This is a genomic window from Stenotrophomonas sp. PS02300, from assembly GCF_029959395.1.
Taxonomy (GTDB): Bacteria; Pseudomonadota; Gammaproteobacteria; order Xanthomonadales; family Xanthomonadaceae; genus Stenotrophomonas; species Stenotrophomonas maltophilia_AD.
Window position 1 is genome coordinate 1 of record NZ_JASCOP010000002.1, and the last position, 13,715, is coordinate 13,715.

A 13,715-nucleotide genomic window follows, 5' to 3' on the forward strand; every position below is an offset into this window, starting at 1 on the left:
ACGAACACGCCCACCGGGTCAACGCGGGTCACGACCAACGGTCGTGACCTACCCAGTTGGTAGGCCACGACCGTTGGTCGTGGCCCACGCGGAGGCGATTACTTTGCCCTGTACCGCGGGATGAAGACCTCGTTGACCGCCTTGGCCAGCTGGTCCGGCGGCAGCAGGCCCTGGTCGAGCAGGAAGTTGTTGAACGCCAGGCGGTCGAACTTCGCGCCCAGCGCCAGTTCGGTCTGCATGCGCAGTTCCAGGATCCGGGTGTAGCCGTAGAAGTAGCTGCCCGCTTGGCCCGGCGACCGCACCATGTAGCGATCCAGTTCCTGGGTGGCCATCGCCTGCGACAGGCCCACTTCGTCGATCAGCACGCGCTCGGCCTTGGCCCGGTCGATCAGGCCCAGGTTGAGCATCGGATCGAGCATCGCGCGCGCGGCGCGCAGCAGGCGGAACTGCAGGGCGATCAGCTGCCCGTCCAGCGGCTCGTACGGCACCATCTCGGCTTCGGCATACAGCGCCCAGCCTTCCACGTTGACCGAGTTGAACGCGAACATCGTGCGCGCCAGTGAAACGCCGCGCTCCACCATCGCGGTGAACTGCAGCTCATGGCCCGGGCGGCCTTCGTGCGCGCTCAGGGTCCACGCGGCCGAGCCGAAGTTGAAGTCGTCGTACTGCGCGGCCTTGTCGCCGGCGGCGGGGTTGCCCAGCGGCAGCACGAAGGTGCCCTGCTGGCCGGTGTTGCCCACCAGCGGCGCCGGCAGGAAATGCGGGGCCGGCGAGGCAGCACTTTCGGCGGCCGAGCCCAGCCGCATCTGCATCGGGCGCTGCGGCACGTCCACGATCTTCTGCGCGCGGATGATCGGGTCGATCGCATCGATCACGCCACGGTAGTGGTGCTCGAGCTGGTCGTCGGCGATCTTGTCGCCCTTCAGCGCGCGGATCACCGCCACCGGGTCGGTCGGGTCGGCGACCTTCAGGCCCTTGGCTTTGACCACCAGCGGCGCCAGCTGGCGCATCGCCGAGCGGGTTTCCATGAACTCCAGCTGCGCCCGCTGCATCAGCAGCTTGGGGTCGATGTCGATGCCCACGCGCTTGAGCTGGAAGGCGTACAGCGGCTCGGGCAGGCGCGCATCGGCGCGTGCCTTGGGCAGCACTTCGCTCTTGGTCCAGTCGCGGTACTCGCGCAGCTGGGTGGCGATGGTCTTCAGCGCCTCGTCGGCACCGGCGACCTTGTACTTGTCGAACAGCTTTTCGATGCCGGTGATGTAGGTATCGACGTTGGCCAGCGACTGCTCGACCTCGATCTTCGTCGGCTGCAGCAGGGTCTTGTCGGCCAGGCGCTCTTCATAGCGCTGGCGCGACAGCGTGGTGATGGCGGTGCTGCCCGGGGCCAGGCCGGCATAGGCCTTCAGGCGGTCCAGCGCCTTGGCGCGACGCTCGGCCGGCACCTGGTCGGACAGCAGCAGGTTGATGCCGCTGAACACCGTCTGCGGGGTGTCGCTCCACGGCAGCAGGTACTTTTCGTTGAGTTCGCTGCCTTCGATGTTCTCGTCGGCCGCAGCGATCATGATCGCCAGGTCCTGGCGCACGTTCGGGTCGCGCTCGGTGGCCAGCTTGGCCTTGAGCTGGTCGCGTGCCTTGGCCATGGCGGCGCGGTAGCGCTTGGCGTTGTCCGGACCGAAATCGGCCACCTTGTCGTCGTAGCCCGGCACGCCGAAGAAGCCGGTCTCTTCCGGCTGGAACGGGCCCTGCGCGTCGAGCAGGATCTGCGCCAGTTCGTTGCTGCGGGTCACCCAGGCCGCACTGGCCGGGGCCTTGGTGGCGGCAGGAGCGGCAGCGAAGGCCGGCGGCGCACTGAGCGCGGCGGGGACGGAAAGGGCCAACGCGACGGCAAGGGCAAGCGGCTTCATGCAGGACTCCAGTGAGCGGTTGCCTGCGACCCTACGCACTCAGGGGGGCAGCGGCAATCGGCCGGAGGTCATGGCCGCCGCTCAGCTGCCCCAGCGCCCGCCCGGCAGCGGGCAGTGGCCCTGCTCGCGGCAGTCCTGCAGTGCGCACAGGCCAGCCGCTTCGGCATCGTCCAGCGCGGTCAGGTCGATGGCTTCGTCCTGGCCGGTGATCACGTACAGCAGCGGGTAATCCCACCGGCCCTTCTCGCGATGCGCTTCCAGGTACAGCTCGGCGGTGCCGCGCGGGCCGGACAGCGACACCACGAAGTCGCTGGAACCCCCGCCCCCGGCGCTGCGTTGCATGCTGCCAGTGGGCAGGAAGCCGTCCTGGATCGGCTCGCCCAGCACTGCCACCAGTTCGATGCTGCAGCGCGCGCGGCGCATGGCTTCCTGGTACGGCTCGCTGCTCCGGCTCCAGCGCGACCATTGACTCAGCCCCAGCCAGAGCAGCGCCGCAACCACCAGCAGCGCGGCCAGCACCGCCAACGGCATGGCCCAGCGCCAATGACGGCACCACCAGCCGGCGCGCGTGGCGCCGGGGATCGTGGGGGGTTGGGGCATCGGCGTCCTCCTTGGCAGCCCGATCAATGCAGGTGCGTTACGGCGTCAGGCAGCGACCCAGGAAGTCTTCGGCCAGGCGGTAACGGTGCAGTGCATTGCTGCCGGACAGGCCGTGCTTGGCGCCCGGGTAGGTCATCAGTTCGAACGGCTGGCCACGCTTCTGCAGCGCGCTCATCAGCGCGGTGGAGTTGGTGAACAGCACGTTGTCGTCGGCCATGCCGTGGATCAGCAGCAGGCGCGAGCGCAGGCCGTCGATGTGGGCCAGCACGCGCGCTTCTTCATAGCCCTTGGCGTTGCGCGCCGGCAGGTCCATGTAGCGCTCGGTGTAATGGGTGTCGTACAGGCCCCAGTCGGTGACCGGCGCGCCGGCCACGCCGCAGGCGTACTGGTCCGACGCCTTGGCCAGCAGCATCAGGGTCATGTAGCCGCCGTTGGACCAGCCCTGCACGCCGATGCGCGCCGGGTCCACCCACGGCTGCTGCTTGAGCCATTCCACGCCCTTGAGCTGGTCGGCCACTTCCACCGTGCCCTGCACGCCGTACAGCGCACCGCCGAAATCGCGGCCGCGGCGCGGGGTGCCGCGGTTGTCCAGCGAGAACACCACGTAGCCCTGCTGGGCCAGGTACTGGTTGAACAGGTGGTCGCCACGGCCGGGCCAGCTGTCGGTGACGGTCTGGCTGGCCGGGCCGCCATACACGTACACCACCACCGGGTAGCGCTTGGCCGGGTCGAAACCGGCCGGGGTGATCAGGCTGTAGTGCAGCGGGGTGCGGCCATCGGCAGCGGTGAGCGTGCCGAAGGTGACCGGCCGCTGCGCGTCCAGGTAGCGCGCGTACGGGTGGCTGGGATCGGCCAGGTTGTTTTCCACCAGCGTGGCGATCTTTTCACCATTGGCGCGGTGCAGGGCGATCTGCGGCGGCGTGGTGGTGTTGGACCAGCTGTCCACGTACACGCTGGCATTCTTCGCGAAGCTGGCGCTGTGCATGCCCGGTTCGCTGGACAGGCGCTGCAGTGCCCCGCCCTGCAGCGGCACCGCGTACAGCTGGCTTTCGCGCGAGGAATCCACCCCGGCACGGAAGTAGACCGTGCCGGCGTCTTCGTCCACCGCCAGCAGTTCGTCCACCGGCCAGTTGCCGCTGGTCAGCGCGGTCACCGTCTTGCCGTCATCGGACACGCGGTACAGGTGCTGGAAACCGCTGCGCTCGGACGACCACAGGAAGCCGCCCTGCGTGAGGAAATGCAGGCTGTTGTGCAGCGGCACCCACGTTGGCGAGGTTTCGGTCACCAGGGTGCGCTGCTTGCCGCTTTCCAGGTCGGCCTGGATCAGCTCCAGGGTCTTCTGGTCGCGCGACTGGCGCTGGAAGGTGAGGTGCTGCGGGTCGCGCCAATCCACGCGGGCCAGGTAGATGTCCGCATTGCGGCCCAGGTCGACCCAGCGCGCGGCGGCATCGGCGCGCGGGGCGATCACGCCCAGCTTGACGGTGACGTTGTGGTCGCCGGCGGCCGGGTAACGCTGCTCGATCATTTCGGTGCGGTCGGCGTACATCTCATAGCGCTTCTGCACCGGCACCGGCGATTCGTCGATGCGGGCAAAGGCGATGGCCGAGTCGTCCGGCGCCCACCAGTACCCGGTGTGGCGGTCCATTTCCTCGTCGGCGACGAATTCGGCCACGCCATTGCCGATGGTCTCGCTGCCGTCGCGGGTGAGCTGCAGCTGGCGGCCGCTGGCCAGGTCGATCACCCACAGGTTGCGGTCGCGCACGAAGCTGACGAAGCCGCCCTTCGGCGACAGCTTGGCATCGGTGGCGAAGCCCTCACCGTGGGTGAGCTGGCGCACGGCGGCCTTGCCCTGCTTGTCCAGGTCGTACAGATACAGTTCGCCGCCCAGCGGGAACAGCAGGGTGCGCGCGTCGGGCGACCACTGGTAATCCACGATGCCGGTCATGGCGGCAATGCGCTGGCGCTCGCGGCGGGCCTTTTCGGCATCGCTCAGGGTTTCATCGCCGGGCAGCACCACCTTGGAATCGACCAGCAGGCGGGTCTGGCCGCTGGCGATGTCATACGCCCACAGGTCCAGCTGGTTGCGGTCGGCCTCCTTGCCGCGCAGGAAGCTCACGCGTGAGCCATCCGGCGCCACCTTGGGCTTCATCAGGGTCGGGCCGGACAGCGGCAACGGGCCGGTGATGGCATCCAGGGTGAGCTTTTCGGCGTGGGCGATGGTGGTCGAGGCGAGCATGAGGGCGAGCGAGGCAACAATGTGGCGCATGGAATCTTCCGGCGGCGGCTGGGCGGTCCCGGTCCGGTGGGGCGGTTGGGAGCGGACCATCCTAACCAAAACCGGGGGGCGGGTGCCCGTGGGAGGTGCCCGCCCCGACGATTACCGCTGGCCGAACAGGTGCTTGCGCTCTTCGTCGCTGAGCGGCTTGCCGGCATCCGGGTTGACCTGGTGCTTCAACGCGTAGGCCCGCTGGGTCGCCGGGCGCGCGGCGATGGCGTCGTGCCAGCGCTTCAGGTTCGGGAACGCGGCGAAATCGGCCGGCAGCTTGTCGTACGCGCCGATCCAGGGGTAGCTGGCCATGTCGGCGATGCTGTAGTCGTCGCCGCCCAGGTAGGCGCTGCTGGCCAGGCGCTTGTCCATCACCCCATGCAGGCGCCGCACTTCGTTGCCGTAGCGCCCGATGGCATACGGAATCTGCTCGGGCGCGTACACATTGAAATGGCCCATCTGGCCGCTCATCGGGCCCAGCCCGGCCATCTGCCAGAACAGCCATTCCAGCACCGCCACCCGGCCGCGGGTATCGGCCGGCAGGAACTTCCCGGTCTTCTCGGCCAGGTACAGCAGGATCGCCCCGGATTCGAACACGCTCTGCGGCGCGCCCCCGTCGGTGGGCTGGTGGTCCACCAGCGCCGGCATCTTGTTGTTGGGGGAGATCGCGAGGAATTCGGGCTTGAACTGGTCGCCGCTGCCGATGTTCACCGGCTTGATGGTGTACGGCAGGCCCAGCTCTTCCAGCAGCAGGGTGACTTTGTGGCCGTTCGGGGTAGGCCAGTAATACAGATCGATCATGACAGGACCCAGCGGTTCAGGAATGCCGAGTCTAGTGCGTCAGTTGGGTTGGCAGGGTCATGAAGGCCCGCTACTCTGCGGCGTCCCCCGCAACGCAGCATTCCAGCATGAGCTCGACCGAAAAGCCCATCAGCCCCCTGTCGTCCCTGATCTTCGCCTCGCGCTGGCTGCAGCTTCCGCTGTACCTGGGCCTGATCCTGGCGCAGTGCGTCTACGTGTTCCTGTTCGGCAAGGAGCTGTGGCACCTGGTCCACAAGGCCAATGCCATGGGCGAGCAGGAAATCATGCTGCTGGTGCTGGGCCTGATCGACGTGGTGATGATCTCCAACCTGCTGGTGATGGTGATCGTGGGCGGCTACGAGACCTTCGTTTCGCGCCTGCGCCTGGAAAACCACCCCGACCAGCCGGAGTGGCTGAGCCACGTCAATGCCAGCGTGCTGAAGGTGAAGCTGGCGCTCTCGATCATCGGCATCTCCTCGATCCACCTGCTCAAGACCTTCATCGGTGCCGGCAACCTGGACGGCCTGCCGGCGTGCAGCAGCCCCGAGTACGTCACCGCGGTGCTGGATGCCGTGGCCAAGTACGGCCCGTCCGTGGAAGCCTCGTTCAAGTGCTCCACCATGACCGGCAGCGGCGTGATGTGGCAGACCATCATCCACGCCGCATTCATCCTGTCGGCGATCGGCATTGCCTACACCGACAAGCTGATGGCCCACACCCCCAGCAAGTCGCTGGCGCACTAAGCGCCCGCCCTGCCCGCCCCGGCCCTGCAAAGCAGGGCGCGGGGATGCTAGATTGGGCACCTGCTGCACCGCGCCGGACGCTGGGAAACGTACCGGGGCTTCGGTCGGCCTGACCGCATCAGGCCTTACGTATCGTCGTTCTTCAAAGGGGAGTTGGATGTCGCACGTCAACACGAACACCAAGGCGCGCCTGCTGGTGCCGCTGACCCTGGTGGTGGCTCTGGCCGCCTGCTCGGGCAAGGACGAAACGGCTCCGGCCGCGCCGACCGCACCGGCTGCCACGGCCGCCGCACCTGCCGCCGCGCCGCCGGCGCCGGCGGTTTCGGCCAAGGTCCAGTCAATGGGGACCGAGGAACTGCGTGACCTGGCCAGCAAGGCCCTGCGCGAAAACCGCATGTACGGCCCGGCCGGCGACAACGCCATGGAGTACTACCTGGCGCTGCGCGAGAAGACGCCGGACGATGCCTCGATCAAGAGCGCGTTGTCGGACCTGCTGCCGTACACGCTGATCGCCGCCGAGCAGAGCCTGACCCGCGAGGACTTCACCGAAGGCCAGCGCCTGGTGGCGCTGATCGAGAAGGTGGACCCCACCGCACCGGCGCTGCCGCGCCTGAAGTCGGGCATCACCAACGGCATGCAGACCGCCCTCAAGCGCACCCAGGAAGAGACCGACAAGGTCAAGAAGGACGCTGAGAACAAGGTCAAGCTGCTGGCCGACCAGCAGCGCCAGCAGCAGGCCACCGAAGCCGAAGCGGCCAAGCAGATCGCCGCGCAGCAGGATGCGGCCCGCCGCGAAAGCGAGCGCCAGGACACCGAACGCCAGGCTGCGGCCCGCCGCGAAGCCGAACAGCGCCAGCAGGCGGCCGCTGCCGCCCAGGCCGCCGCTGCCCGCCAGCCCACCGCCGCACCGGCCGCTGCCGCCGCACTGCGCCCGATCAGCACCCCGGCCCCGCGCTACCCGACCGACGCGCTGCGCGCCGGCACCTCGGGCGAAGTGCTGGTGGAAATCACCGTGGGCACCGACGGTTCGGTCACCAGCTCGCGCGTGCTGCGCGCCACCCCGGCCCGCATCTTCGACCGCGAGGCGCTCAACGCGGTCAAGCGCTGGAAGTTCGAACCGGTCAGCGCCCCGGTCACCACCCGCCGCACGCTGTCGTTCGCACCGGGCGGTTGATCCACGGTTGATGGGCAAAAGAAAAACCCCGGAGCGATCCGGGGTTTTTTGTGGGCTCAACCGGAGATCGCGAGCCGCTCCTGGTGGTAACGGCGTACTGCCGCGAACCACAGCAGTGCGGCCAAGCCAAAGCCTGCCACCAGGTACACCGCCCACATCTGCGCACTGATCGGCTCGTGGCGGATGATCTTCAGCAGCATCTGGTTCTGTGCCAGGAACGGTACCGCCAGTTGCCACAGCTCGGACTTCACCGGGTACACCATCAATGCGTAGCCGGGCAGCATCGGCAGCAGCATCAGCCACGTCATGTGGCTCTGCGCCTCCTTCATGCTCTTGGCCGCGGCCGAGAGGAAGGTGAGCAGCGAGGTGCCGATGAACAGGATCGGCATCATCACCAACAGCATCTGCAGCATCGACAGCAGGCCCATGTTGAGCTGCCGTGCCGCCGCGCCGGTGGACAGCTGCGCGCTGAGCTTGAACGCCGCCAGCGTGAGCAGCAGCGACACCACGCCCACCACGCAGGCCGCGGCGATCTTGCCGCTGACGATGGCACTGCGCCGGGCCGGGGTGGCCAGCAACGGCTCCAGCGACTGCCGCTCACGCTCGCCCGCAGTGGTGTCCATCACCAGGTACGCACCGCCCAGGAACGAGGTGATGGTGAGCAGGATCGGCAACAGCAGCGACAGCATCACACCGCGCTTGGCCTCGGCCGTGGCCAGGTCCTGGGTGGCCACGTCCAGCGGGCGTGCCACCTGCGCGTCGATACCGCGCGCCAGCAGCCGCAGCGCGCCCACCTGCTGGCTGTAGCCGCTGAGCGCCGCCTTCAGGCGTGCGGTGGGGATATCGGCATCGCGGCGGGTGCTGTCCTGCACGATCTCCACCAGTGCCGGCCGGCCCTCTGCCCAGTCCTTGCCGAACTCCGGGCTGATACGCAGCGCGATGTCGATCTTCTGGTCGCGGATCTCAGCGGTCAGGTCCTTCGGCGGGTCCACCGCGTTGAGCCCCTGCGATGCCAGGAAGCGCACCAGGTTGGGGGCGTGCTCGCGGCCGATGGTGGGAATGTCCAGGGGGGTGTCGATCTGGGTCTTGAAGCGGGTCTCGGCCAGCTTGCCCATGCCCAGGATCAGCACCGGGTACAGCAATGGCCCGAGCAGCAGGGTGAGCGCCAGGGTCCGGCGGTCCCGCGAGAGGTCGCGCAGTTCCTTGCGCATGACGGTCAACAACGTGGCAAACGCGCTCATGCGTGCAGTCCTTCTTCATTGCCGATCGCCTTCACGAAGGCATCTTCCAGGTTCGCCTCGCCGGTCAGCGCGCGCAGTTCATCGGCGGTGCCGGCCGCCATCACCGTGCCCTTGGCGATGATCACGATCGTGTCGCACAGTGCGGCCACCTCCTGCATGATGTGGCTGGAGAAGATCACGCAGCGGCCTTCGTCGCGCAGCTCGCGCAGGAACCCGCGCAGCGCGCGGGTGGTCATCACGTCCAAACCGTTGGTGGGTTCGTCCAGGATCACGTTGCGTGGGTCGTGCACCAGCGCGCGCGCGATGGCGGTCTTGGTCCGCTGCCCCTGCGAGAAGCCGTCGGTCTGGCGGTCCAGGATGTCTTCCATGTCCAGCGCCTTGGAGAGCACCTTGGTGCGCTCGCGGATGTGCGCCGCGCTCATGCCGTGCAGCTCGCCGAAGTAGGCGATGTTCTCGCGCGCGGTCAGCCGCTTGTACACCCCACGTGCGTCGGGCAGCACGCCCAGCCGGCGACGGACTTCCACCGGGTGGGTGGCCGCGTCCAGCCCGTCCACCAGCACCCGGCCCTGGTCGGGCGCCATGAGCGTGTAGAGCATGCGCATCGTGGTGGTCTTGCCGGCGCCGTTGGGTCCGAGCAGGCCGGTGATGCGGCCGTCCTCGGCCTGGAAGCCGACGTTGTCCACCGCCTTGATCAGGCCGGTCTTGGTCTTGAAGGCTTTATGCAGGTTCTCGGCGACGATCATGGTTCCCATCCGTTGAACGAGGTGAAGGCCGGCACCGCGGTGAGGGTATCCAGGCAGGAGGCGTCGAGTGCCTTGGCGTCGGCCTTGTCCATGAACTGCGCCAGCAGGCGCGGCATGCAGCCGGCGCCGAGGGTGCCATGGCCCTGGCCCTTGGCCACGATGTGGCGGCCGTTGGGCAGGTGCTTGAGCACCTGTTCGGCGTAGCGCGGCGGGGTGACCGGGTCGAACTCGCCCGACAGCAGCAGCACCGGCACGTCGGTGCTCAACGGCGCGGTGAAGTCCTTCGGCCGCGTGCCCACGTTCCACACCGGGCAGGCGGCGAAGAACATGCGCGCCACTTCCGGGCCCAGAATGCGGTCGCCGGCCGGGGCTTCCTGGTAGCGGTCGGCGTCTTCGGCGCAGATCACCGACCACTGCATGCCCTGGTTCATCTGCCCGGCCATGTTGCGGGTGGCCAGGCTGTTGAGCGACATCAGCGGCGCGTAACGGCCCTGCGCCGCTTCGTCCAGCACCACCGGCAGCAGCGAGGACAGTTCCGGCATGTACGAGAACATGAAGGCCAGGCTGGTCACGGTGTTGGCACTGACCGGGTCGCGACGTACCGCAGCGGTGCCCGGGTCGCGGTATTCCACCTCCACCGGGGCCTTGGCCAGCGTGGTCATCACGTTGCGCAGCTGGGTGCGGGTATCGACCGGGAAGCGCTTGGCGCAGGCCGGGTCCTTGCGGCACTGGGCGGACTGCAGCTCGATCGCCGATTCGAAGGTGTTGGCGAAATCGCCGCCCACCGCCAGGTCGTTCGGCGCCACCCCGTCGATCACCACCGCACGGGTGTGCTGCGGGAAGCGCGCGGCGTACTGCTGGGCCACGCGGGTACCGTAGGAGCCGCCCACCAGGTTGATCTTGTCCACGCCCAGCGCCGCACGCACGGCATCCAGGTCACCAATGGCCTGGGTGGTGGTGTAGAAGCGGGTGTCGGCACGTTCAACCAGCGCGGCGGCGCAGCGGGTGGCGAACTCGGCGATCACCTCGGGCGTGGCCGCCGCGTTCTCGTCGAACGAAAGCTCCTTGCCCTCGGCATCCACGCAGCTGAGCGGGTTGGATTTGCCGGTGCCACGCTGGTCCACCAGGATGATGTCGCGCTTCTTGCGCACATCGCGCAGCGACTGGTTGATGATGGCCGCCACCTGCGTGGCCGACTGGCCCGGGCCGCCGGCCAGGAAGAACACCGGGTCCTGCTTGCCCTCGCCTTCGTTGGCGGTATCCAGCAGGGCGATGTTGAGCCCGATCTTGCGGCCAGTGGGCGCATCGGGGTTCTCAGGCACCTGCAGGGTGGCGCACTCGGCTTCGACGTTGTTGCTGGCCTGGGCGCTGGTAAGGGTGCAGGGCTTGAACGTCAGTGTTCCGTACTGGCGCTCAGCCGCTTCCGGGGGTGCCTCCGGAGTGGCCTGGCAGGCCGCCAGTAGCAGCAACGCCGCGCTGGTGGCCAGGGGACGGCAGGAAAGTCGCATTTCGATCGCATCCTGGATTGAAGGGTCTCAGCATGCCATGACGAGTGGGCGGGCTGGATGTGACCGAAGGGATACGCTAGCCAGGCCGTGGTGCAAGCGCCGATTGCGTCAGGAAACGGGGCAGGTCCTGAAGGGCTGCATGGTCAGCCCGTCAGTTCACATGGTCGAATGATTTCTGGGCCTGTAGTTCAAGTAGGGGCAGGGGCAGGAGAAATGCTGTTCCACCGAGTCGCTCGAAGATCGTCGAGCGCGCCCGCTTCCATCACCTGAGCTTCCGAAGTTGAAGATTGTAGACCTCGAATATAAAAGTGCGACCCAGCTCCCTGTCGCCACCTTCGAAAGCAGCGAACGCAGACTCCAGACGTTGATCGATAAGATGAACCTTATCCAGGTCGCGCTTCAAATTCGGCCGCGCCGAGGTCCATGCTTCAAGAATCTGAGCCTTGTTCGCCTCGTACGCCTGCTGCACCCCACCGAAGATCTCAACCAAGAATTCCGGATATCTATCTGGAGCGTCAGCTGCGGTCGCAACTGCTCCAGCAAGATCCGCCAAATGTTCAGCCAACCTTGTCATTGACGACCTCCCCGCTTGAAAGTTATCGGCGGGATCGTACAAGACCCACCCGCTCTTGTCGGACGCATCACCATTCAGCGGTTGCTGCAGATCCCGCCAACTTCGCTCATTGATGTGTCTTGCCGTGGCACGTATGGTTTCCGCTGCCGGCGCGGCGTGCGGCGAGAAGGCACCTCGGAAGCATACAGTGGGGTATGGCTGCCCGGCCACACGGCGATGGATCCGGTCAGCCAACATCTCTGCCCAAGGGCGGTAGCGGGCCACCAGCGGGTCGCTGGCCCCGGCATCGCCTGCCCGCAGCGCGTGCCACAGATCCAGGCCTCCGAGGGATCATGAAGCTAACCTACTCGACACTAGCCCTCGCTCCCTTGAAACCTTCTCCGCCGGAGAACGGAAAATCCAATTTCAAGAATAGATTCTTCCTTCCCGCCATTGACTCGGAAACGTCCACGCTCACAACTGAAAGACGCTTTGAAGCGTGCGCGCCCTGGTTCTCGACAACTACGAAACTGCCTATCGCGGCTTCAAGATCCTCCTTATTGAAATTATCCATTTGGTGATCCGCACCTGCTATCACAATCCTGCCGTCAGACGCAGAAAATACATCGGCAACGGTCATCAATATCCTCACATCTTTCTCCTCACCAGCTGCCCACTTCATCAATCCAAAACTGACTACGGACATCCCGGATTGACAATCCTTGACTGTGCAACCGGCCGAGACCATCGCGAATCAGGGTATAACGTTCAGCACCCCTAAGTTCGGGCGTAAACCCTGCCGCCCGAAAGCTTGCTTGGGCCTGCTCCAAGAACAAAAGAGCTTGCGTCCTCCCCGCATGCCAAGGCGCTGTGCGTAAGCAATCGCTTCAGCTTCTTGCGCTGCGGTAAGCGGAAACTCATTCCGCAGCCCTCCAGTACTGACTTGCAACCTTCGGCCAGTCCCGTCTGAAATAGCAGCAAGCTCCTCGGCCTTTGCGGCCGAACGCGTGGCTCTCCCAAGCGCCCACGCCTCGTACGCCGCCTTCCCACCTACCAAGACGGCCTTGCCGGCCCTCAAAAGCTCAGGTATCTCTGCCACTCCGAAGACCAGGCTACCACCTTGGAACAGAATCTCACCGCCCCTGTCCAGCGTGCTGGTCATCTCGAACGGCTTCCACACCTCACTCCCCGTGAGTGAGCGATGAAGCATGGCCGTAGGTTACATCTCTTTAGGAGCCAGGCTAAGAACAGGGGAAGCTCAGCTCAGCAAACTCCCTTCAAGAAGCTTTAGCTTGTCGCCCCCCGACAAACTGTTCCAAACGTTATGCGCCACAAAATTTAGAGGTACATCTGCAAATTCCGGCGGCTCCTTGAACTCCCAAGATGCCATTTCCTGACTCCCGCAGACAGGACATACCGGATGCGCAGCAAGAGTGAACGGATTGCCATCAGCATCCTTGTCGCATGCAATCTCGCCATATACACGACGCAGAACTTGGGCGCGTTCAAACCCACTCAGACTACCAGTCCTTTTGTGCGCTGCCAGCAACTGATCGACTTCCTCATAAGTCTTGTCTAGAAGCGCGTCCAAGTACACAACCGCCCCGGATGGTGAGCGCAACAAGAACTCACCGTAAGAGTCCGACGCAATTTCGGGAGACTCAAACATGCTCGTACACCTTGCGCACTTGTATTTGACTAGTTCCAGCTTCATGGATTCACCGGCGTGGCCCTTACGGTCTTCAATATTTGGTTGTAGTTATCGACAACTGCATTGTTCACGCCGCATGGCGCATGGGCGGGCTGGATGTGACCGAAGGGGGATGAACGGTTTCGGCCCGGCACCCAAGCCATCAGCTGCGCAGGAACACCAGACCTACCAGATGTGCCAAGTCTTCGACGGACTGAGCATGGACACAGCGGGTATACGCTCTGGCCACTTCGGTGAACTGAGCAAGCAGCTCTCCAAGCGAGTGCTCGCAGAGCTCCTCATCGTCGTCAGTAGCAGGACGATCTACGTACCACGTCAGATACAGCGCGGAGCGCTTGCTCTCCCAAATCACCGTCGCGGCCAGAACGTGATGATCGACGTTCCTTGCCACGATCACCTTGGATGCCGACATCAGCTCATCGTTATCCATTTCCTGCACCTTTGAGTTGGATTTTCGGAAACGCTTCCTTG

General features: G+C 65.8%; 13 protein-coding genes. 2 read left to right on the top strand and 11 right to left on the bottom strand.

Annotated features, from left to right (window positions below; all coding sequences use genetic code 11):
• Positions 1–98: 98 nt before the first annotated feature.
• The 4 genes from QMX79_RS00650 to QMX79_RS00665 form a co-directional block, all read right to left on the bottom strand.
• A complete protein-coding gene (locus QMX79_RS00650) occupies positions 99–1,904 on the bottom strand; it encodes a DUF885 domain-containing protein (RefSeq protein ID WP_282243351.1) in 1,806 nt (601 codons plus the stop codon).
• Positions 1,905–1,985: 81 nt separating this feature from the next.
• Entirely contained in the window at positions 1,986–2,504 is a 519-nt protein-coding gene (locus tag QMX79_RS00655; protein WP_282243353.1) for a cytochrome c oxidase assembly factor Coa1 family protein, read from the bottom strand.
• A gap of 37 nt (positions 2,505–2,541) precedes the next feature.
• Positions 2,542–4,770 carry a S9 family peptidase gene (locus QMX79_RS00660; protein WP_282243354.1) on the bottom strand — a complete coding sequence of 743 codons (2,229 nt, stop codon included), beginning with the start codon at positions 4,768–4,770 and terminating at the stop codon, positions 2,542–2,544.
• A gap of 111 nt (positions 4,771–4,881) precedes the next feature.
• Positions 4,882–5,571 carry a glutathione S-transferase N-terminal domain-containing protein gene (locus QMX79_RS00665; protein ID WP_282243355.1) on the bottom strand — a complete coding sequence of 230 codons (690 nt, stop codon included), beginning with the start codon at positions 5,569–5,571 and terminating at the stop codon, positions 4,882–4,884.
• Positions 5,572–5,678: 107 nt separating this feature from the next.
• On the opposite strand from QMX79_RS00665, the gene QMX79_RS00670 reads away from it, so the two are divergent.
• Together QMX79_RS00670 and QMX79_RS00675 are read left to right on the top strand one after the other, a co-directional pair.
• On the top strand, positions 5,679–6,314 hold the full coding sequence (locus tag QMX79_RS00670; protein WP_282243356.1) for a TIGR00645 family protein: 636 nt from the start codon (positions 5,679–5,681) through the stop codon (positions 6,312–6,314).
• Between the two features lie 157 nt (positions 6,315–6,471).
• Positions 6,472–7,488: an energy transducer TonB gene (locus QMX79_RS00675; RefSeq protein WP_282243358.1), complete on the top strand. Its 1,017-nt coding sequence runs from the start codon at positions 6,472–6,474 to the stop codon at positions 7,486–7,488.
• A gap of 56 nt (positions 7,489–7,544) precedes the next feature.
• Here the strand turns inward: QMX79_RS00675 and QMX79_RS00680 are convergent, their stop codons facing one another.
• From QMX79_RS00680 to QMX79_RS00710, 7 genes are all read right to left on the bottom strand, one after another.
• Positions 7,545–8,729, bottom strand: coding sequence for an ABC transporter permease (locus QMX79_RS00680; protein ID WP_282243360.1), 1,185 nt, complete (start codon positions 8,727–8,729; stop codon positions 7,545–7,547).
• Entirely contained in the window at positions 8,726–9,472 is a 747-nt protein-coding gene (locus QMX79_RS00685) for an ATP-binding cassette domain-containing protein (RefSeq protein ID WP_282243362.1), read from the bottom strand. The genes QMX79_RS00680 and QMX79_RS00685 overlap by 4 nt, the downstream gene beginning before the upstream one ends.
• Positions 9,469–10,980, bottom strand: coding sequence for an alpha/beta hydrolase (locus QMX79_RS00690; protein ID WP_282243363.1), 1,512 nt, complete (start codon positions 10,978–10,980; stop codon positions 9,469–9,471). Before QMX79_RS00690 ends, QMX79_RS00685 begins: the two co-directional genes overlap by 4 nt.
• Before the next feature lie 262 nt (positions 10,981–11,242).
• Entirely contained in the window at positions 11,243–11,596 is a 354-nt protein-coding gene (locus tag QMX79_RS00695) for a hypothetical protein (RefSeq protein WP_282243365.1), read from the bottom strand.
• Positions 11,597–11,897: 301 nt separating this feature from the next.
• Positions 11,898–12,239: a hypothetical protein gene (locus QMX79_RS00700; RefSeq protein ID WP_282243367.1), complete on the bottom strand. Its 342-nt coding sequence runs from the start codon at positions 12,237–12,239 to the stop codon at positions 11,898–11,900.
• A gap of 552 nt (positions 12,240–12,791) precedes the next feature.
• On the bottom strand, positions 12,792–13,202 hold the full coding sequence (locus tag QMX79_RS00705; RefSeq protein ID WP_282243369.1) for a hypothetical protein: 411 nt from the start codon (positions 13,200–13,202) through the stop codon (positions 12,792–12,794).
• A gap of 184 nt (positions 13,203–13,386) precedes the next feature.
• The gene (locus tag QMX79_RS00710) at positions 13,387–13,674 is read right to left on the bottom strand and encodes a hypothetical protein (RefSeq protein WP_282243371.1); all 288 of its coding nucleotides are present in this window, start codon (positions 13,672–13,674) and stop codon (positions 13,387–13,389) included.
• Positions 13,675–13,715: the final 41 nt, after the last annotated feature.

Coding starts and splice junctions, on each gene's coding strand:
- QMX79_RS00670 (WP_282243356.1), top strand. CDS start 5,679: ATGAGCTCGACCGAAAAGCCCATCAGCCCCCTGTCGTCCCTGATCTTC.
- QMX79_RS00650 (WP_282243351.1), bottom strand. CDS start 1,904: ATGAAGCCGCTTGCCCTTGCCGTCGCGTTGGCCCTTTCCGTCCCCGCC.
- QMX79_RS00685 (WP_282243362.1), bottom strand. CDS start 9,472: ATGATCGTCGCCGAGAACCTGCATAAAGCCTTCAAGACCAAGACCGGC.
- QMX79_RS00680 (WP_282243360.1), bottom strand. CDS start 8,729: ATGAGCGCGTTTGCCACGTTGTTGACCGTCATGCGCAAGGAACTGCGC.
- QMX79_RS00675 (WP_282243358.1), top strand. CDS start 6,472: ATGTCGCACGTCAACACGAACACCAAGGCGCGCCTGCTGGTGCCGCTG.
- QMX79_RS00700 (WP_282243367.1), bottom strand. CDS start 12,239: ATGTCCGTAGTCAGTTTTGGATTGATGAAGTGGGCAGCTGGTGAGGAG.
- QMX79_RS00710 (WP_282243371.1), bottom strand. CDS start 13,674: ATGGATAACGATGAGCTGATGTCGGCATCCAAGGTGATCGTGGCAAGG.
- QMX79_RS00705 (WP_282243369.1), bottom strand. CDS start 13,202: ATGTTTGAGTCTCCCGAAATTGCGTCGGACTCTTACGGTGAGTTCTTG.
- QMX79_RS00655 (WP_282243353.1), bottom strand. CDS start 2,504: ATGCCCCAACCCCCCACGATCCCCGGCGCCACGCGCGCCGGCTGGTGG.
- QMX79_RS00690 (WP_282243363.1), bottom strand. CDS start 10,980: ATGCGACTTTCCTGCCGTCCCCTGGCCACCAGCGCGGCGTTGCTGCTA.
- QMX79_RS00665 (WP_282243355.1), bottom strand. CDS start 5,571: ATGATCGATCTGTATTACTGGCCTACCCCGAACGGCCACAAAGTCACC.
- QMX79_RS00660 (WP_282243354.1), bottom strand. CDS start 4,770: ATGCGCCACATTGTTGCCTCGCTCGCCCTCATGCTCGCCTCGACCACC.